The sequence below is a fragment of the Rhizobium sp. BK176 genome (genome assembly GCF_024808055.1).
Genome location: NZ_JANUBV010000006.1, coordinates 185,259 through 205,023, shown reverse-complemented (window position 1 = coordinate 205,023; position 19,765 = coordinate 185,259). Strand labels below are relative to the sequence as shown.

12 protein-coding genes are annotated in these 19,765 nt (G+C 62.5%); 1 reads left to right on the top strand and 11 read right to left on the bottom strand.

The features are described from left to right. Position 1 precedes the first annotated feature (1 nt). The 10 genes from glgC to FHT76_RS20005 all read right to left on the bottom strand — a co-directional run bounded on the left by glgC (position 2) and on the right by FHT76_RS20005 (position 18,319). Positions 2 to 1,264 carry a glucose-1-phosphate adenylyltransferase gene (gene glgC, locus FHT76_RS20050; RefSeq protein WP_016557061.1) on the bottom strand — a complete coding sequence of 421 codons (1,263 nt, stop codon included), beginning with the start codon at positions 1,262 to 1,264 and terminating at the stop codon, positions 2 to 4. Positions 1,265 to 1,284: 20 nt separating this feature from the next. After that, positions 1,285 to 3,492 carry a 1,4-alpha-glucan branching protein GlgB gene (gene glgB, locus FHT76_RS20045; RefSeq protein WP_183862304.1) on the bottom strand — a complete coding sequence of 736 codons (2,208 nt, stop codon included), beginning with the start codon at positions 3,490 to 3,492 and terminating at the stop codon, positions 1,285 to 1,287. Then, the gene (locus FHT76_RS20040) at positions 3,489 to 5,951 is read right to left on the bottom strand and encodes a glycogen/starch/alpha-glucan phosphorylase (protein WP_183862302.1); all 2,463 of its coding nucleotides are present in this window, start codon (positions 5,949 to 5,951) and stop codon (positions 3,489 to 3,491) included. The genes glgB and FHT76_RS20040 overlap by 4 nt, the downstream gene beginning before the upstream one ends. Positions 5,952 to 6,227: 276 nt before the next feature. Then, positions 6,228 to 7,418 (bottom strand): TadE/TadG family type IV pilus assembly protein, encoded by a 1,191-nt coding sequence (locus tag FHT76_RS20035; protein ID WP_183862300.1) that lies wholly within the window; start codon positions 7,416 to 7,418, stop codon positions 6,228 to 6,230. A 171-nt stretch (positions 7,419 to 7,589) separates the two neighbouring features. Then, the gene (locus tag FHT76_RS20030; protein ID WP_183862298.1) at positions 7,590 to 8,477 is read right to left on the bottom strand and encodes a transglutaminase family protein; all 888 of its coding nucleotides are present in this window, start codon (positions 8,475 to 8,477) and stop codon (positions 7,590 to 7,592) included. Then, entirely contained in the window at positions 8,474 to 10,891 is a 2,418-nt protein-coding gene (locus FHT76_RS20025) for a circularly permuted type 2 ATP-grasp protein (RefSeq protein ID WP_183862297.1), read from the bottom strand. The genes FHT76_RS20030 and FHT76_RS20025 overlap by 4 nt, the downstream gene beginning before the upstream one ends. Positions 10,892 to 10,904: 13 nt before the next feature. Continuing rightward, the gene (locus FHT76_RS20020) at positions 10,905 to 14,228 is read right to left on the bottom strand and encodes a DUF2126 domain-containing protein (RefSeq protein WP_183862295.1); all 3,324 of its coding nucleotides are present in this window, start codon (positions 14,226 to 14,228) and stop codon (positions 10,905 to 10,907) included. A gap of 109 nt (positions 14,229 to 14,337) precedes the next feature. Beyond that, entirely contained in the window at positions 14,338 to 15,720 is a 1,383-nt protein-coding gene (locus tag FHT76_RS20015; RefSeq protein ID WP_183862293.1) for a sensor histidine kinase, read from the bottom strand. Beyond that, a complete protein-coding gene (locus tag FHT76_RS20010) occupies positions 15,717 to 16,394 on the bottom strand; it encodes a response regulator transcription factor (RefSeq protein ID WP_183862290.1) in 678 nt (225 codons plus the stop codon). Before FHT76_RS20010 ends, FHT76_RS20015 begins: the two co-directional genes overlap by 4 nt. 71 nt (positions 16,395 to 16,465) lie before the next feature. After that, positions 16,466 to 18,319 (bottom strand): TPR end-of-group domain-containing protein, encoded by a 1,854-nt coding sequence (locus FHT76_RS20005; RefSeq protein ID WP_183862288.1) that lies wholly within the window; start codon positions 18,317 to 18,319, stop codon positions 16,466 to 16,468. 120 nt (positions 18,320 to 18,439) lie between these two features. Between FHT76_RS20005 and FHT76_RS20000 the strand changes: the two genes are divergently transcribed. Further along, positions 18,440 to 19,507 carry an ABC transporter substrate-binding protein gene (locus tag FHT76_RS20000; protein WP_183862286.1) on the top strand — a complete coding sequence of 356 codons (1,068 nt, stop codon included), beginning with the start codon at positions 18,440 to 18,442 and terminating at the stop codon, positions 19,505 to 19,507. 15 nt (positions 19,508 to 19,522) lie between these two features. Here FHT76_RS20000 and FHT76_RS19995 read toward each other — a convergent pair whose 3' ends face one another. Further along, positions 19,523 to 19,711 (bottom strand): hypothetical protein, encoded by a 189-nt coding sequence (locus tag FHT76_RS19995; RefSeq protein ID WP_246712607.1) that lies wholly within the window; start codon positions 19,709 to 19,711, stop codon positions 19,523 to 19,525. Positions 19,712 to 19,765 lie beyond the last annotated feature (54 nt).

The window sequence follows — 19,765 nt, the reverse complement described above, 5'->3', positions numbered from 1 at the left end:
CTCACATACCCAGCTTGTCGATCATCGGCTGCGTAATGAGGCAAATGCCACCCTCGCTGCGGCGGAAGCGCTTGGCGTCGAGGACCGGATCCTCACCGACGATCAGACCTTCCGGTATGATGACGCCGTGATCGATCACGACGTTGCTGAGTTGCGCGTGCCGTCCGATTTTGACGCTCGGCAGCACGACCGCGCCGTCCAGCTTGGAATAGGAGTTGGCGCGCACACCGGTGAAAAGCAGACTTCTGTGAAGGGTCGCGCCGGAGATAATGCAGTCGCCGGCGACGACCGATGACGTCGCCGAGCCACGGCGGCTTTCGTCGTCGTGGACAAACTTGGCCGGCGGTGAGATCTCGGCGTAGGTCCAGATCGGCCAAGACTTGTCGTAAATATCCAGTTCCGGAACCACTGCGGTCAGGTCGATGTTGGCCTGCCAGTAGGCGTCGATCGTGCCGACGTCGCGCCAGTAGGGCTCGTGCTCAAAATCGGAGCGCACGCAGGACTGCGCGAAGCGATGGGCGACGGCCTTACCGTTCTTGACGATGTGGGGGATGATGTCCTTGCCGAAGTCCTTGCTGGAGTTCGGGTCGGCTGCGTCGCGGCGCAGTGCATCGATCAGGAACTTGGTGTGAAAGACGTAGATGCCCATCGAGGCAAGGGCAAAATCCGGATTGCCGGGGATGCCGGGCGGATCCGCGGGCTTTTCGACGAAGTCGATGATCCGGTCGGTCGTGTCGACATGCATGACGCCGAAGCCGACGGCTTCCATGCGCGGCACCTCCAAGCAGCCGATAGTCACATCGGCACCGGAATCCACATGCTGTTGCAGCATGTATTCATAGTCCATCTTGTAGACATGGTCGCCGGCGAGAATGACCATGTATTCGACGCCGTAGTCCTCGATGATGTCGATGTTCTGGTAGACGGCATCGGCTGTACCTTCATACCATTGCGTCTCGGAGACGCGCTGGGAGGCCGGCAGAATGTCGAAGCTTTCGTTTCTCTCGGGGCGGAAGAAGTTCCAGCCGCGCTGCATGTGTCGGATCAGTGAGTGCGCCTTGTACTGGGTGGCGACGCCGATTCGTCGGATACCCGAGTTCAAGGCGTTCGACAGCGCGAAGTCGATAATGCGGGTCTTGCCGCCGAAATAGACCGCCGGCTTGGCGCGGCGATCGGTGAGTTCCTTCAGGCGGCTCCCCCTGCCGCCAGCGAGAACATAGGCCATTGCGTCGCGGGCAAGTGGCTGAACGCGTTTTTCTACCATTTTTATCCTCCCACCAGTCGTCAGTTCTCAGGTTCAAGCATGATCGTCGCCAAGGGCGGCAAGGTGATCGACGCGGCAATGCTGCCGCCGGCGTTGACGGCCTGAACGCGACCGCCATTGCCCTTGCCGCTGCCGCCGTAAATGTCGGCATCGGTATTCAGGATTTCGCGCCACCGCCCCTCGATCGGCAGGCGCACCGTATAGTTTTCGCGATAAACCGGCGTCAGGTTGCAGATGACGGCAACCGGCTTCTCCCCCGGTGCCTTGCGCAGCCAGGCGAAGACCGAATTCTCGTGGTCATCGGCGATCAGCCACTCGAAACCGTCACCCTCGCAATCGCGGGCGTGCAGTGCCGGCTTGCTGCGGTAGGTGAAGTTCAGGTCGCGCACCAGCCGCCGCATGCCTTCGTGCATGCGGTATTGCAGCAGGTTCCAATCGAGTGACGTCGCTTCGTTCCATTCGCTCCACTGCGCGAATTCCTGACCCATGAACAGCAGCTTCTTGCCCGGATAGCCCCACATGAAGGCGTAGTAGGCCCGCAGATTGGCGAACTTCTGCCAGTCGTCGCCGGGCATCTTGGCGATCAGCGAGCCTTTTCCGTGCACCACCTCGTCGTGCGAGAGCGGCAGCACGAAGTTTTCGGAGTAGGCATAAAGCAGGCCGAAGGTCAGCTCGTTGTGGTGATGCTTGCGATGGATCGGCTCGCGGCTCATGTAGCTCAGCGTGTCGTGCATGAAGCCCATGTTCCACTTGAAGCCGAAGCCGAGGCCGCCTTCGTGTACCGGCTGCGAGACCTTCGGCCAGGAGGTCGATTCCTCGGCGATGGTCATGACACCAGGATGTTCAGCGTAGATGCGGGTATTCATGTTCTGCAGGAAGCGCACCGCCTCCAGATTTTCATTGCCGCCGTACTCGTTCGGTATCCATTCACCATGCTTGCGGGAATAATCGAGGTAGAGCATCGAGGCCACGGCATCGACGCGCAGCCCGTCGAGATGGAACTTCTCCGCCCAGTAGAGCGCATTGTTGACGAGATAGGAGACGACCTCGGTGCGGCCGAAATTGTAGATCGCCGTGTTCCAGTCGGGATGAAAGCCCTTGCGCGGGTCCTCGTGTTCGTAGAGCGCCGTGCCGTCGAACCAGCCGAGGCCGTGTTCGTCGGTCGGGAAGTGGGCCGGTACCCAATCGAGGATGATGCCGATACCGACCTTGTGGCAGCCGTTGACGAAGCGGGCGAAACCCTCGGGCTCGCCGAAGCGGGCGGTCGGCGCATAGAGCCCCGTCGTCTGGTATCCCCAGGATGGATCGTAGGGATGTTCGGTGATTGGCAGGAACTCGATGTGGGTGAACCCCATGTCGACGCAGTAGGGAATCAGGCGAGAGGCAAGTTCGTCCCAGGAGAGGAACGAACCGTCGTCGCGCCGCTGCCAGGAGCCCGCATGCACCTCGTAGATCGAGATCGGCTGACGGCGCTTGTCGGTCGTCCCCCAGTGCTTCAGGTGCGCCTCGTCGTCCCATTCCTGCAGCAGTTCAGGGGCCGCGACCGAGGCGGTCTTCGGGCGCAACTCGCTGCGTCGTGCGAACGGATCGGCCTTTAGCGGCAGAAGGACGCCGTCCTGGCCGCGGATTTCGAACTTGTAGGCAACACCGGTGGGGACATCGGGCGCAAAGATTTCCCAGATGCCGGCGCCGGAACGGAACCGCATGACGTGACGGCGGCCATCCCAGCCGTTGAAATCTCCGACCACTGAGACGCGTTGGGCGTTCGGCGCCCAGACGGCGAAATGGATACCCTGTGCGCCTTCGTGGTTGATCCAGTGCGCGCCCATCTTGTCGAAGAGGCGCAGGTCCGAGCCCTCGCGCGCATAATAGTCATCCATCGGTCCGAGGACCGGCCCGAAGCTGTATGGATCGGTGACCGCCCATTCGGCATCGCCGCGCCGTGCCCGATAGCGCACCGGTCGCTGCTTCGTCACCGAGACCGCACCGGCAAAAAAGCCGTCAGGATGTTGTAGCTTCAGTTCGCCAATGACGCTGCCGTCGAGCGTCATCGCCGTCACCTCTTCGGCACCCGGAATGAAGCAGCGGGCCACATAGGCGTCGCCTGATTTGTGGACGCCCAGAACCGCGAATGGATTGGAATGCGACCCTGCGAGGATTGCCGCTATCTCGTCTGCCGAAATCTCCCAGGGAAGTCTGACTTCAGGGGTGGCTTTCGGCGTTTTCATCCGGCTCTCCAGATTTCCTTGGCGTATTGACGGATCGTGCGGTCGGACGAGAACCAGCCCATACGGGCCGTGTTGCAGATCGCCTTCGAACTCCACGTGGACGGATCGGTCCAGAGTTGGTCGACTTCGCGCTGGGCTTGGGCGTATGCATCGAAATCGGCGGCCACCATGAACCAGTCATGGGCATAGATGCCTTCGATCAACGCGGAGTACCGGTTTCGATCGTCATGCGAGAACACGCCGGAGCTGATGGCTTGGAGCGCCTGCGATAGCTCGCGCGACGCCTCGATGATGGCGCGGGGATTGTGGCCATCGGCACGGGCGGCGGCGACCTCGTCGGCACGCAGGCCGAAGATGATGATGTTGTCCTCGCCGACATGATCGCGCATTTCGACGTTGGCGCCATCGAGCGTGCCGATCGTCAGAGCGCCGTTGAGGCCAAACTTCATGTTGCCGGTACCGGAGGCTTCCATGCCAGCGGTCGAGATCTGCTCGGAAAGGTCGGCGGCGGGCACCATCACCTCGGCGAGCGAGACGTTGTAGTTCGGGACGAAGACCACTTTCAGCAGGCCGCGGACGGCCGGGTCATTGTTGATCGTGCGGGCCACGTCATTGATCAGTTTGATGATCAGCTTGGCGTTGTGGTAGCTCGGCGCCGCCTTGCCGGCGAAAAGCTTGACGCGCGGAACCCAGTCCAGCTCGGGGTGCGAGCGGATCTGGTCGTAAAGCGCGACGGCCTCGATGATGTTCAGGAGCTGGCGCTTGTATTCGTGGATGCGCTTGATCTGGATATCGAACATCGCCGACGGATCGAGCTTGATGCCCATGCGGCTGGCGACGAGGTTCGACAAGGCCACCTTGTTGGCGCGCTTCACGGCCGCAAACTTCTCCTGGAAGCTTGCATCCTTCGCGAACTTGTCCAGTGGCTTCAGCTTCTCGGCGTCGTCGAGGAAGTCGTCGCCGATCGTTTCACGAATCAGGGAGGTCAGGCCGGGATTGCACTGCTGCAGCCAGCGGCGCGGCGTGATGCCGTTCGTCTTGTTGTTGATGCGGTCGGGATAGAGCTTGTGCAGATCGGCAAACACCGTGACCTTCATCAGATCGGTGTGGAGAGCCGAAACGCCATTGATCGAATGGGCGCCGACGAAGGCGAGATTGCCCATGCGGACGCGGCGCTCGCCACTTTCCTCGATTAGGGAAATCGAGCGGATTTCCGTCTCCGAAAATGTCTTGGTCTTGCGCGCTTCGACGAGGACCTTCGCGTTGATCGCGTAGATGATCTGCATGTGGCGTGGCAGCAGGCGCTCGAAGAGCGGGATCGGCCAGCTTTCCAAGGCTTCTGGTAGGAGCGTGTGGTTGGTGTATCCAATCGTGCCCCGAGTGATATCCCAGGCCTGGTCGAAGTCGAGGCCGTGAACATCGCACAGCAGGCGCATCAGTTCGGCAACCGAGACGGCGGGATGCGTATCGTTCAGGTGGATCGCCACCTTGTCCGGCAGCGAGGTGAAATCATCGTACTGCTGCAGGTGACGGCGCAAAATGTCCTGCAGCGATGCGGAGGAGAAGAAGAACTCCTGGCGCAGACGCAGCTCCTGGCCGGCGGGTGTCGCATCAGCCGGGTAGAGAACGCGCGTCAGGCTTTCGGCCTTGTTGCTTTCGCGCAGCGCGCCGATGTGGTCACCGGCGTTGAAGGCATCCAGCAAGATCGGGTCGATCGGCTGGGCCGACCAGAGGCGCAGCGTGTTGACCCGCTTGCCGCGCCAGCCAACGACGGGGGTGTCAAAGGCGGCGGCGATGACGCGCTCGGCCGGTTTCCAGACATACCGCGGCTCGCCCTCGGGGTTGTTGACGACATCGACCGTCCCGCCGAAGCCGATTTCGTAGGCGCTTTCCCGGCGCTCGAATTCCCAGGGGTTGCCGTGCGCCAACCAGCTTTCCGGCAACTCTACCTGCCAGCCGTCGGCAAGCTGCTGGCGGAAGAGGCCGTGCACGTAACGGATGCCGTAGCCATAGGCCGGCACATCGACGGTCGCCATGCTTTCCATGAAACAGGCGGCGAGACGGCCAAGGCCGCCGTTGCCGAGCGCAGCGTCGGGCTCGAGGCCGGCAATGACGGAAACATCGACACCGAGCGAGGTCAGTGCATCGCGAACCTGCTCCATCAGGCCGAGGTTCGAGACCGCATCGCGCATCAAGCGGCCGATCAGGAATTCGAGGGATAGATAGTAAACGCGCTTGTCGCCGGTCGAATAGACCTTGCGGGTCGATTCCATCCACTTGTCGATGATGCGGTCGCGGATGACGAGAATGGTGGCGGTCAGCCAGTCATGCGGCTTGGCGACCTTCGCGTCCTTGCCGATGCGGTAGGTCAGGCGTTCAATGATTTCTTCGGCGAGAATTTCCGGTTTGGAACTGCGGGGCGCGGGGGAGGGGATCGTCGGCTTCGAAACGGTATTCATCGTTAGTCCTCGCCAATTTCGGTTCGGTTTCAGTACGTTATGCCAATTTCAATCGGTTTACCGCGCACTAAAGACGCAGTTTATGCATCGTTACTACGCAGTTGCAACAAAGGAATTACCCAAACGAAAAAATTGGCCAAGCGCGCCGCCTGGCAGCGGAAAGAACTTGATTTCAATCGGTTTTCCGATTTTCATACGCGCGATTTCGCAGGCAAACGAAAAGCCGCTCCGGTTTGTTCCGGAGCGGCTTTTCGTTTGAGGGTGATAGCTTGCCGTCTATTGGGTGACCAGCACCTTGTCCGAGGCAGCTTCCGAGCCAATCGCCGTAAACGCTCCCAGCAGGTCGGTCATGCTTTCCGCCTGGAAGTAGTAGCCGGCACCGCTCGCGCAACTGAGGAGGAGGTTCTTTCCGGCGGTGGGCGCCATGAAAGCCACCGAGTAGATTTTGATGCCCTTTTGCTTCGCGTCGGTGCAGTATTCCAGGGTTTTTGTATCGGACGACGAAGCGTTGTTTTCACCGTCAGTCATTAATACAATATATTTTGTAAGCTTTTCGTTTCCGGCTTGCTGTTGAATCTGCGTTTCTGACGTGGAGCCGGTGGTTGTCAGCCCGTCAAGCGCCGCTTTCATAGGTGCAGCCGATTCCGTGCCGCCACCCGCCGACAAGACGTTAATGACGCTGTTTCTCGTTTGAGAGGTGCCCCAGGCAAACTTGCTTGATACTTGAATTTTGCTGCTCCAGCCAATTGCGTTCGTGCGCGCATACTTGGAGGTTGGATCGGCTTTATCCAACTGATCCAGAAGCAAATTCGCAGCCGTCTTCAAGGCATCAATCTTCTTGACGTAGCACGGACTGGAACTGCCGATCTTGGTGCCGCTGGTGTTGTAGTGGTCGCACTTGTTGTTGTTCAGCTTGGTCGTCGTGTCAGCCAGCATCGAACCTGACTCGTCGAGAGCAAGGGTCATAGACAAAGCGCTCTTTACTTCGCTCGTGCCGCTGCTCGTTGAGCTGGAGGTCGCGATGTTGACCGTTTTCTTGCCGAGCACATTCATCAACGGAGTCAAACTCATCGCATAAGCAGCGTCGACCTTGACCTTATAGCTCTTGCTGGTGGCCGTGGTGGTCGTCGTGACAGAAGCCGTTGTTGAGTTTTTCAGGGAGGCCGCATCGGTACTACTCATATAGTTCGCCATCTGACCGACGACGAAATCTTTCGCCAAAGCTTCGGCCGCGGTGCCATCAGCGACCGTACCTTTTGCAAGCGCCGTGGCCGCTGCAAGCGCGGCCGCATCGGAAGCCTCCTGAAGCTGGCGCTGCTGCAGGACCATGTTGGAAAAGTCGATTGCGACGCCGGCGGTCCCGATCAGAACCGGGACGACGATGGCGGTCACCATTCCGAAGTTGCCACTGCGATCTTTCTGTAGCCGAGACAGGCTCGACTTCAGTCCTTGAAAGGTGCTCATCATGTTCACCTGAGTTAGTGCCCCAATAATGCCTCATTCATGCCTGGCAATTCTTGAGTTCACCTTTATCAAGTCGTTAAGATTTTAACGGAATGTCGCTTTCTTGCGCGCCGCTTGGGTGAAATGCGCTTTCTGAGCGATCTTTCGAGTTAATGTGTGCGCTTATGGCGTGTGTCAACTCAGCGGAACGACATCCACCGCCTGCACAGCGCGCTGCCCACCGTAGCTCTTCAGCACGCCAATGACCGGGGCCACGTCTGAATAGTCGCGGCCATAGGCAACGACGATGTGGTCGGTGCCGGCCGGGATGTTGTTGGTCGGGTCGAGTTCGACCCAGCCGATCGTTTCGCCGCACCAGACCCTGACCCAGGCATGCATGGCGTCGGCGCCCTCCAGCCGTTCCTTGCCGGGCGGGGGGATGGTGCGCAGGAAGCCGGAGACATAGCCTGCCGGAATGCCGAGGCTGCGCAGCGCAAGGATCATGACATGCACGAAGTCCTGGCAGACGCCGCTTTTCAACTGGAAGGCTTCGAGCGGAGTGCTGTCTACCGTCGTCGCCTCGGCATCGTAGGTGAAGTCGCGATAGATCTGCGTGCAGAGCGCGGTGGCGATCTGCAGCACGGTCAATGACGACTCGGCACGGGCCTTCGCATAGTCCGAGATGGCGCGGGTTTCCAACAGGCGCGGGCTGTTGCCGAGGAAGTGGTGCGGGGCGTCGGGTTTCAACGACCAGACCCCTGCGATCTCATCCGGAAGCTCCGCAAGCAGGGGAGAAAAATCAGCCGTGATCGAGTGGCTCTCCACCTGCACACGGGCGTGCATGCGAATGTCGAGCTTTTCGTGTGGTGCCCTCACTAGGAAGGAGGTTGCCGGATGCTCGAAAAAATCGGTGAAATGCGCTTGCTCGTCGGGTGTCGGCGAGACCTTTATCGAGCCGGCGATCAGCCGCTGGCGGTTTGGCAGCGACAGCGGCATCAGCCGCATGATGTGGCGCGCGCCAGAAGCCGGCGTATCGTAGATGTAACCCATGTGCAGCGAGAGATCGTAGAGCACCAGGGTCACCCGAGATATGTGTGGGCAAGAAGGTCGGACAGCTGTTCCAGCTCGCGCTCCAAGCGACGATAGACATCGACGCTCATCGTCTCCGGCGTCATCACGGCAAGGCCGGAGTGCAGCCGCATTGCCTCGCGATAGAAGGGTGACATCTGGCCGTTGACGAAGGCGTTCGGCAGTTGCTCCACCTCGCGGTGGATCTCGTTCATCTGGAAGAGGATTGAGCGCGGATTGAGCGGATCGAGCGCCAAGAGATCGGTGACCGTCAGGCGCGCGGTGTTAACGTTGTATCGGCGGCGATGGGTCATGACGCTGTCACCGATCTCGAGCAGCATGTCGAGCGCGCCGTCGGGGGCGTCCGGGCCCGACATGTGGCCGAGCAGGCGCGTCATGTGCAGGCCACGTTCGATATGGCGACCAAGCGAGAGAAAGCGCCAGCCGGTGAAGCGATACATGTTTTCGTGCACAAGGCCCGCGAAACCGGCGAGCTTACGCAAGAGCACGGTCATGGCATGGCTGGCGTCGTCGCCGGGCAGGATGGTCTCGTGGAAGCGCCGCGCGGTCTTGGCCAGATCGGTCAGCGCCAGCCAGCCGTCCGGTGAGAAGCGGTCGCGGATGTTGCTGGCGGAATAGACGGCGCTGTCGATGTTGCGCAGGAGATTTTCCGGGACGGCATCTGCCGTGTCGATGTCGACGGCCGCCAGATAGGCTGACACGTCGGCTAGGAGTGGCTGGTTCGGATCGGCAGCCTCGGCGAAGCGGGCGTGCCAGGCGCGCAGGATGCGCAGCGCCCCTTCGGCGCGTTCGATATAGCGGCCGAGCCAGAAGAGGTTGTCGGCGGCGCGGCTTGGCAGGCTGCCCGGCATGTTGCGGGTGAAGCTGCCTTCGGCCGGCAGCAGCGTATGGCGCTCGACCGGCTTGTCGCTGACGATCCAGACGTCGGCGGCCGCGCCACCCGATTGCATGGCGATCGCTGATACATCGTCGCTGCCGCCAATGCGGGCAAAACCGCCGGGCATGATCTGCCAGCCATTGGCGGTGCGGGCGGCAAAGACGCGCAGCGACATCGGCCGCGGCGTCAGCTTGCCGCCGATCCAGGCCGGCGTCGTCGACAGCGTCACGACCTCCTGGCCGACGAGCTTTGCGCCGTCGGAGTTCAGCCAGTCGCCGATCGAATCCTTGGCGGCGGCGCGCAGGCTCGAGCCAAGCACGGATTCGCCGCTGTCGTCGAAGAAGGGCGCGCGCGAATAGGCCGGGCCTATGACCATCTTCTCGATGTTCTCGGCCACATGCTCACGCTCGCCCTTCTGGCCGCACCACCAGGTCGCGATCGACGGAAGCTTCAGTTCCTCGCCGAAAAGCTGGCGACAGATCGTCGGCATGAAGGCAAGCAGCGCGCGCGTCTCGATGATGCCGCTGCCGAGCGCGTTGACGATCGTCACGCTTTCGGCACGAAGCGCCTCGACGAGGCCGGGCGTGCCGATATGCGAGTTCTGGTTCAGTTCGAGCGGATCGGCATAGGCCGAATCCAGGCGGCGCCACAGCACGGTAATCGGCTTCAGGCCGGAGACGGTGCGCACCATCACCTTGCCGTTGACAACGGTCAGATCCTCGCCTTCGAGCAGCATGAAGCCGAGATAACGGGCGATATAGGCGTGTTCGTAATAGGTTTCGTTGGCGGGGCCGGGGGTCAGCACGGCGATCCGGTCATCGCCGCTGTGCTTCATGCTCTGTAGGGAATCGCGGAAGGCGCCGAAGAAGGAGGCCAGCCGATGGACCGGCGTCTCGGCATAGATGTCGGAGAAGGCACGGGTCGTTGCAACGCGGTTCTCGAGCGCAAAGCCGGCACCCGATGGCGCCTGGGTGCGATCGGCGAGCACCCACCAGTTGCCGTCAGGACCGCGGCCGATCTCGAAAGCGCAGAAATGCAGGTAGTGTCCGCCGGCCGGCGTGACGCCAACGAGCGGACGCTGGTATTCGGGATTGGCGGCGATCAGCGCCGGCGGCAGGACGCCATCCGCGACCAGACGGTTCTCACCATAGATGTCGGCAACGATCGCCTCGAGCAGATCGGCGCGCTGCACGAGACCGGCCGACACCGCTTCCCATTCGCGGGCGTCGATCAGCACAGGCACATGCGACAGCGGCCAGGAGCGCTCGGCGCTGCCGGTGCTGCCGTAGGCGCGGTAGAACACGCCGGCATCGCGGAGATAGCGATCGGCGCGGGCGAAGCGCTCGGTCAGATCCTTCTCGGGCATTCCGCTCAAATGCGCGAAGAAGCGTTGCCAGACGGGCCGGATGGCGCCGTCGGTATCGACCATTTCGTCGGCGACGCCGGGCAGCGGGGCATAGTCTGATACCGCATCGTTTCCGGTACGGATCGCTGGCTCTTCCCTCAGTTCTGCCGTCGGTTTCTTGCCCATGTCGCCCTAAAGTCTAGATGCCCGCTGGCCGCCTCAGATCCAGCGTCAGCGGGAATTCCGGCGAGGCGTTCTCGACCGGCGGAATATAGCCGCCCGCCGTATGCCCCCACGGCTCGAATCGCGCCAGACGCCTTGCTTCAGCTTCGTTACCATTGACCGGGAAGGTGTCATAGTTACGCCCGCCCGGATGGGCAACATGATAGATGCAGCCGCCAATCGAACGCTTCGACCATGTATCATAAATGTCGAAGGTGAGCGGCGTGTTGACCGGCAGAAGCGGGTGCAATCCCGACGCCGGCTGCCAAGCCTTGAAGCGGACGCCGGCGACCGAGACGCCTGAGGTGCCCGTCGGCGTCAGCGGCACGGTGCGGCCGTTGCAGGTGACGGTGTAGCGGGCGGCGTTGCCGGTCTCGAGCCGCACCTGCAGGCGCTCGACGGAGCTGTCGACATAGCGCACGGTGCCGCCGATCGCGCCTTCCTCGCCCATGACGTTCCAAGGTTCCAGCGCCTGGCGCAGCTCCAGCTTTGCGCCCTCGTATTCGACCTCGCCGCAGAAGGGGAAGCGGAATTCGAGCTGCGCCTTGAACCATTCCGGGCTGAGATCGAAGCCATTCTGCTTGAGGTCGGCCAGCACGTCCTGGAAATCTTGCCAGACGAAGTGCGGCAGCATGAAGCGGTCGTGCAGCGTGGTGCCCCAGCGCACGAAGCGGCCATCCGCGGGGTTCTGCCAGAAGCGGGCGATGAGGGCGCGGACCAGAAGCTGCTGGGCCAGCGACATGCGTGCGTTCGGCGGCATCTCGAAGCCGCGGAACTCGACGAGGCCGAGGCGGCCCGTCGGGCCATCGGGCGAAAACAGCTTGTCGATGCAGATCTCGGCGCGGTGAGTGTTGCCGGTCACGTCGATCAGGAGATTGCGGAACAGGCGGTCGGTGATCCAGGGCAGGGGTGTCGGTCCACGGCCCGGCGCGGGGATCTGGGCGAGCGCGGTTTCCAGTTCGTAGAGGCTGTCGTGGCGGGCCTCGTCGATGCGTGGCGCCTGGCTGGTCGGGCCGATGAACATACCTGAAAACATGTAGGAGAGCGAGGGATGGCGCTGCCAGTGCAGCACCAGGCTCTTCAACAGGTCCGGTCGGCGCAGGAAGGGGCTGTCGCCGGGATTGGCGCCGCCGACTACCACATGGTTGCCGCCGCCGGTGCCGGTGTGGCGGCCGTCGATCATGAACTTGTCGGTGCCGAGCCTCGTCTGGCGGGCTTCCTCGTAGACGGCGGTGGTTATGTCGACGCAGTCCTGCCAGTTCGACGCCGGGTGGATGTTGACCTCGATGACGCCGGGATCGGGGGCGACGCGGATGACGTTGATGCGCTCGTCCTGCGGCGGCGAATAGCCCTCGATATGGACGGGCAGGCCGAGCTCGGCGGCGGCGTTTTCGGCGGCCGCGATCAGTTCGAGATAATCCTCGATGCGCTCGACCGGGGGCATGAAGACGCAGAGCCTGCCGTCGCGCGGCTCAACCGAGATCGCGGTGCGCACGGCGCCGCCGATGTCACTGATGGTCTGCTCGACGCGGCTCTGCGCCGATGTGTCGTCGCTGTGGCGCGAGGCCTCCGGCATGGCGCGGCCAGCGGGGACGAAGACCTCGGGCAAAGGCTTGCGCGGGATCGAGGGATCGGCCGGGTGGATATAGGGGAAGCGGGCGGGCGGCACGTAGGGCAGGGTGCCGAGCGGCAGGCGGTAGCCGACGGGGCTGTCGCCGGGGACGAGGAAGATCTTGCCGCGGCGGGTCTTCCAGCGCTCGCTCATCCAGCGCTGGCCCGACGCCTTGGCGTTCCAGGCCTGGACGGGGAGGATGTAGCCTGTCGGCGTCGTCAGGCCGCGCTCGAAGACGCGAGCGATGCGGCTGCGCTCCTCCGGGTCCTTGAGCTTGGAATTGGAGGGATCGACATTATCAGGGAGGCTGCCTTCCTTGATGATCCATTCGGCCGGATCTTCGTAGGCCGGTAGCACCATGTCGGTGTCGATAGCCAGTTCGCGGGCGATGGCGCTCAGAAGGTTGCCGGCATCGTCGGCGACGACGCCGGTGTCCTTGCCTTCGCCGGCGATGAGATCAGGATTGCGCCAGATCGGCTTGCCGTCCTTGCGCCAGTAGAGCGAGAAGGTCCAGCGCGGCAGGCTTTCGCCGGGATACCACTTGCCTTGGCCGTAATGCAGGAAGCCGCCAGGGGCGAAGCGCTCGCGCAGCTTGCGGATCAGGATATCGGCCTTCTCGCGCTTGGTCGGGCCGACGGCGGCGGTGTTCCATTCCTCGGATTCGAAATCGTCGATCGAGACGAAGGTCGGCTCGCCGCCCATGGTGAGGCGGACGTCTTCGGCCTTGAGGATGTCGTCGACCTTGCGGCCCAGCGCGTTAAGCTCGTCCCAGCTGTCGTCGGAAAAGGGCTTGGTGATGCGCGGATGCTCGGCGACGCGCGAGACCTTCATGTCGAAGGCGAATTCGGTGTTGGCGTGGCCGTAGAGGGCGCCCGAGATCGGGGCGGCGTTGCGATAGTGGGGCGTGGAGGCGAGCGGGATGTGGCTTTCGCCGGTCAAGAGGCCCGAGGTCGGGTCGAGGCCGATCCAGCCGGCGCCGGGAATATAGACTTCCGCCCAGGCATGCAGGTCGGTGAAATCGACCTCGGTGCCGGAGGGGCCGTCGAGCGCCTTCAGATCCGGCGTCAGCTGGATGAGATAGCCGGACACGAAGCGGGCGGCGAAGCCGAGATTGCGCAGGATCTCGACCAGCAGCCAGCTGGTGTCGCGACAGGAGCCGAGCGCAAGCTTCAGCGTCTCCTCCGGCGACTGCACGCCGGGCTCCATGCGGATGACATATTCGATGTCGCCCTTGAGCTTGGCATTGAGGCCGACGATGAAATCGGTGGTGCGCATCGGCGTGCGGTCGATGCCGGCGAGGTAGGCCGCCAGCGCCGGCTCCAGCGGCTGCGGCTGCATGTAGATCTTCAGGTCGTCCCTGATCTCCTCGGGATAGGAGAAGGGCCACATTTCGGCGCTCTCCTCGACGAAGAAATCGAAGGGATTGTAGACCGTCATGTCGGCGACGAGATCGACTTCGATCTTGAACTCGGTGACCGGGTCGGGGAAGACGTAACGGGCCAGATAATTGCCGTAGGGATCCTGCTGCAGGTTTACGAAATGGTTCGCTGGCGAGACCTTCAGCGAATGGCTCATCACCCGCGTCTTGGAATGCGACGCGGGCTTGAGGCGGATGATCTGGGGTCCGAGGCGGACCGGCTTGTCGTATTTGTAATGCGTCAGGTGATAGATGCTGGCCTTGATCGACATATTTCGCCTTATCCGGCGCCGCGACGTTGCGCGGCATTGCTGTTCCCGAAAGCAGTGTGTGCAATGCAGCGAAAGAATGCAAGGCGGAAAGGCCAAGCCGGCTAAGCCTTTACGTCGCCTTTGCAAAGGTTACGGAGGCCTTGAGGCCTCTGCCGTTGCAGCCGGCCTCGAGCGCGAGGGCGGCATTGAAGAGGCCGGCGATCTCCTCGACGATCGGCAGGCCGAGGCCTGCGCCCGGTGCTCCGGAGTTGCTGCCCCGCGAGAAACGCTGCCGGACGGCGGCGAGCTTCTCTGCGGGAATGCCGGGGCCGTTGTCCTCGACTTCGAGGCGCACGGCGTCGTCGGTCTCGGATATCCGGACGGTCACCTCGGCGCCCGTGCCGGCATAGGCGATGGCGTTTCCGGCAAGGTTGCGCAGCAGTTCGCCGATCAGCAGCGGCTCGGCGCGGATAAGGGCAGGGCGGTCGCCTTCGAAGCCGAGATCGATGCCGGCCTCGGCGGCCGTGGGGATCAATTCGCCGGTTATCTCCTGGGCAATTGCCGTCAGGTCGATCGAAGAGGCGGTCAGCGCTTCCTTTGCCACGGCCGCATCGATCTTCGCCATCAGCAGCAGCTGTGCGAGGATTCGTTCGGCGCGAGCGACGGCCTGGTCGCCCTTCAAGGCCGAGCCCTGGGCTTCGGCCAAGGTGCCTGATCGGGCCGAGAGGGCAAGCTGGGTGCGGATGATCGCAAGCGGCGTGCGCAGCTGGTGGCTGGCATTGCCGGTGAAATTGCGGAGCGCGTCGAGCGCCGATTGCAGGCGCACCATGAAGCCGTTGACCGTATCGACGAGCGGCTGCACCTCGCTCGGGACGGACTGTTCGATCGGATGCAGGTCATCGGGGCTGCGCTCGCCGATCGCGTCACGCAGCTTGTAGAGCGGGCGGAGCGCAACGGTGACCGAAATCCAGACGATGACGGCGGCGCCTGCGATCATCAGGGAGAGGCGCAGTGCCGAGCGGAACAGGATGGCGCGGGCGAGCTGGCGGCGGGCAATCGTCGTCTCCGCGACGGTCACGGCGAAGGGCACGGAGCGGATGCCTGTCGAGGCCGACCGCTTCAGTGTCGCCACCCGGATTGGCTCGCCGCGGAAGGTGTCATCGGCAAACGCGGCGGTGTCGCCCACGGTCTCGGAAAGCACGGGTAGCGCTTGGTAGCCGGTGATGAATTTTCCGGGAGGCCCGTCGACGCGGTAGAAGACCCGGTCCTGCGCCGCCGAGGTCAGCATCTCCAGCGCTACATAGGGGATATCGACCTCGAGCGTGCCGTCTTCGGCAACGACGACGCGTTCGGCGATGGCGAGCGCCGAGCCTGCCAGCACGCGGTCCGAGACGATGTTGGAGGTCTGCACGGCCTCGCGATAAGTGTCCGCGAGCGCGACCATGCCGATGATGGCGGTCGAGATCAGCAGCCAGAACAGCAGCCTTCGTCGGAGCGAATAGGCCGTCGTCATGAGGCCTCGGGCAGCTTGTCGAGATAGTAGCCGATACCGCGCGCGGTCTTCACCGTCAGGCCGTGTGGCAACAGGCGTTTTCTGAGACGACTGACGTACTGCTCGATGGCATTGGCCGAAATGTCGTCGTCGAAGGCAGTCAGCGACTGGATGATCGCTTCCTTGGCGACGACCTTGCCGGCGCGCATGAAGAGGATTTCGAGCAGGCCGAGTTCGCGGGCGGGGATATCTAGCGGCGTCGAGCCGGCAGAAAAGGCGCGCGAGTTAAGATCGAGCGACAGGCCACCGAAACTGACGGTTGCCGAATGCAGCCCGGCCTGGCGGCGCAGGAGGACGCGGACGCGCGCCTCGAATTCGGCGATATCGAAGGGCTTGATGAGATAATCGTCGGCGCCGAGATCGAGGCCCTTGACGCGCTCCTCCGGCGTGCCGCGCGCCGTCAGGATCAGCACCGCCGACTGGTTCTGCCGGGCCCGCATGGCGCGCAGCACCTCGAGGCCATCCATTTCCGGCAGGTTCAGGTCGAGCACGACGAGATCGAAATTCTCGGCTGCCGTCACGGCATTGGCGGAAGCGCCGTCATGTACGACATCGACGGCATGGCCGGTGCCGCGCAAGATCGCCGAAAGCCCGTCAGCCAGCGCGATATTGTCCTCCACCAGTAGAATGCGCACGGATGTTCCCTTTATTTTTGAAAAGGATACAGGGTGGCGCGGCCGATGTCACGACGGGCTGAGCGCAGGATCTACCGCTGTGCCGCGATGTCCGCGAGCAGCTTCTGAAACCGCGGGTCGGACCTGATGTTGTCGAGGTCGGAGTCGTTGGCGAACCATTCGAGCTGGTAGAAGGAGCTGTTCGGGCGCAGCTGCTCCAGGAGATTGATGGCGCGTTCGGTGTCTCCGAGGATGGCGTAGACGCAGGCGGCATTGTAGCGCGTGATCGCGTCGCTCGGATCGAGTGCGAGCGCGCGTTCCGTCCATGACAGGGCCTGCTGGCGATCGCCGAGATGGGCGTAGGCGAGACCAGCGCGGTGCACCGGTGATGAGCTATCCGGGCTCTGCTCCGCCGCTCGGTTGCAGCGCCGGATGGTTTCTTGCGCCCATTGGCGCTCCGCGTCCGGCTGGCCGAGAGAGCGGTAGGATGCCGTTAGCAGAATGGGGGAAACGTAGTCGTTTTCGTAAAGTGCGGCCGCACGCACGAAGTAGAAGGTGGCTTGCTCGAAGGCGCCCCGCCGGAAGTGGCTGTGGGCGAAGTAGAAGTTTGCTTCGAAGAGGTCGGGATCGAGGGCGAGGGCGCTTTCGAAGTAGACGAGCGCTTCGGCGTCCTTCCCGTCATGATGGAGCGCCATCGCGCGGGCGGCATGCGCCTCTGCGAGGTTGGGATCTAGGGCCAGCGCCTTGGCGCTCATCGCCAGGATGTCGTTGATCGGTAGCTGCGCGGCATACCAGATGTGCAGGGCGGAATCGCAATCGGCAATGCCGGCATAGGCACGCGCGTAAGAAGGGTCCAGTTCCACGGCTTTCGCGAACATGCGTCTTGCCAGGTTGAGATATGGCATGGTCATCGTCCGCGCGAATTTGCGACCTCGCAGATAGTAGGTATAGGCCTCGGCGCTCGTCGTCGGATCGCTTTCGATCGCCAGCCTTTCCTCAGGGCGGAGCTTGATTTTCAGCTGGTGGACGATTGCGTGAGCGATCTCATCCTGGATCGCAAAAATGTCGGTGAGGTCCCGATCATAGCGATCGGCCCATAGATGGTTCTCGTTTCCGGCATCAATCATCTGGGCGCTGATCCTGACGCGTGCACCCGCCTTGCGGACACTGCCCTGCAGCACATAGCGCACCGACAATTCCCGTGCGATCTGCCCGAGCTTCACCTGCTGGCCCTTGTAGGTGAAGGTCGTGTTGCGTGGCGTGACGGCGAGGTCGGAGATTTTCGAGAGGTCGGTGATGATGTCTTCGGTCAGGCCGTCCGAGAAATACTCCTGGTCGGGATCGTCGCTCATGTTGGTGAACGGCAAGACAAGGATCGATTGTTCGTTCGATCGGCCGATGCTGGTCGCCGGCGCCGGTCGCTCCGCTGGCCGGTCTAACAGTACGGTATAGACGCGCACCGACTGGCGGATGTTCTTCAGCGTCTGATGGCCCATGTCCTCGAAGCGCAGGTCGAGCTTCGAGCCGATCTGGTCGTTCACCGAGGCGGACACGGCGATTCCGCCCGGCGCGGCTATGCCTTCGAGCCGTGCGGCTATATTGACACCGTCGCCGAAAATGTCGCCATCCTCGACGATGACGTCGCCGAGATTGATGCCGATCCGAAGCTGGATCCGCTGCTCCTGCTCCACCCCGATATTGCGCTGCTGCATTCCGCGCTGAATGTCGACGGCGCATGCCACGGCGTTGACGACGCTGGAGAATTCCGCCAGCAGACCGTCGCCGATCAATTTGACCAGCCGTCCTCCATGCCCGGCGAGAGCAGGTTCGATCAGTTCCTTTCGGTGACGGTTGACCGCGGCAAGCGTCCCGGTCTCGTCGATGCCCATCAGCCTGCTGTAGCCAACCACATCGGCGGCAAGAATGGCGGTCAAACGTCGTTCCAAGGTGCTCTCCGGTCGAACCCACAGAACTCTAGCGTGTTTTGCGCCGCCGGACGAGGAGCGATCGGCTACGCAATTGGCGGGTGCCTTGTGTCGCCCTTCGCGGTCATGCATCTTAGGGGGATGAGGAGACTGTTCTTACTTGCGTGCCTGTTGCTTTGTCCGGGTTTGGCCCTGGCCGATGAGGTGTTCTATCCCGCGCCGTCAGGCAATGCTGCGGCTCCGACACTGGTCGTCTATTCCTCGCTTGACGAGCCGCTTGCGCAGCCGATGATCCGCGGATTTCAAGAGGCCAATCCGGATGTCGCGGTCAAGTATGAGGACATGCTGACCGGCGAAATCTACGACCGCATCGTGCGCGAGACGGATGCCGGCAAACGCACCGCCGATTTCGCCTTCTCCTCGGCGATGGACCTGCAGGTGAAGCTCTCCAACGACGGCTATGCGCAGGTGAGCAACCTGCCGATGAGCGCGCGCTGGCCGAAATGGGCAAACTGGCGCAATACCGCCTATGCGCTGACCTTCGAGCCGGCCGTGTTCGTCTATCACAAGCCAAGCTTCGTGAACGAGCCGCCGCCGAGTTCGCGCGCCGAGTTCGTTGATTACCTCAAGCGGAAGGGCGATGCGATCCATGGGCGGATCGGCACCTATGACATCGAGCGTTCCGGTGTCGGCTTTCTGTTCATGGCCCGCGACCAGGAGCAGTTCGGAGATATCTGGTCGGTCATCGGCGCCATGGGAGCCGCGGGCGTCAAGCTGTATTCGACGAGTTCGGCCATTCTGGAGCGCGTGTCGGATGGCCGCTTCGTTCTCGGCTACAATATTCTTGGTTCCTACGCCGCCGATTGGGCCAAGCGTCACCCGGATGTCGGGATCGTGCTGCCGAAGGACTATACCGTCGTGATGTCGCGCATCGGCCTCGTGCCGCAGGCGGCGGGCGAGCCGGAACTCGGACGGCGCTACCTCTCCTTCTTCATGTCGAAAGAGGGCCAGACGATCATGGCGCGCGAGCTGCAGATTCCGGCCGTCAGCCCGGAAGTCGCCGGCGAGAATACGGCCAATACCATGCAGGAACTTCTTGGTGCGCAACTCCGTCCTGTGCCCGTCAGCCCTGGGCTGATGGTGTATCTGGATCAGGTCAAGCGTGCGCGACTGATCGCGCACTGGAATGAAGTGCTGCGTACCCAATAGGAACTGCGGATTGAGTTATCGGAAAGAGCAGGGCCGCTGAGCGTTGGCCAGCAATTCCTGCTTCGTCGCGAAGGATCCGAAGAGCGCGAGGAGACGTTTTTCCTCCTCCTTGTCCAGCCGGTGTCGGCGTGCGAAATCGCGCACACTCCACACCTGGCGCAAGCCCTCATTTTCGATTTGATTGGTATCGACGTGAGAACTCATGGCGCAATCCTCCTCAGCGCTCTTAACGCTGGAATGGCACTCGGGTTCCATCGG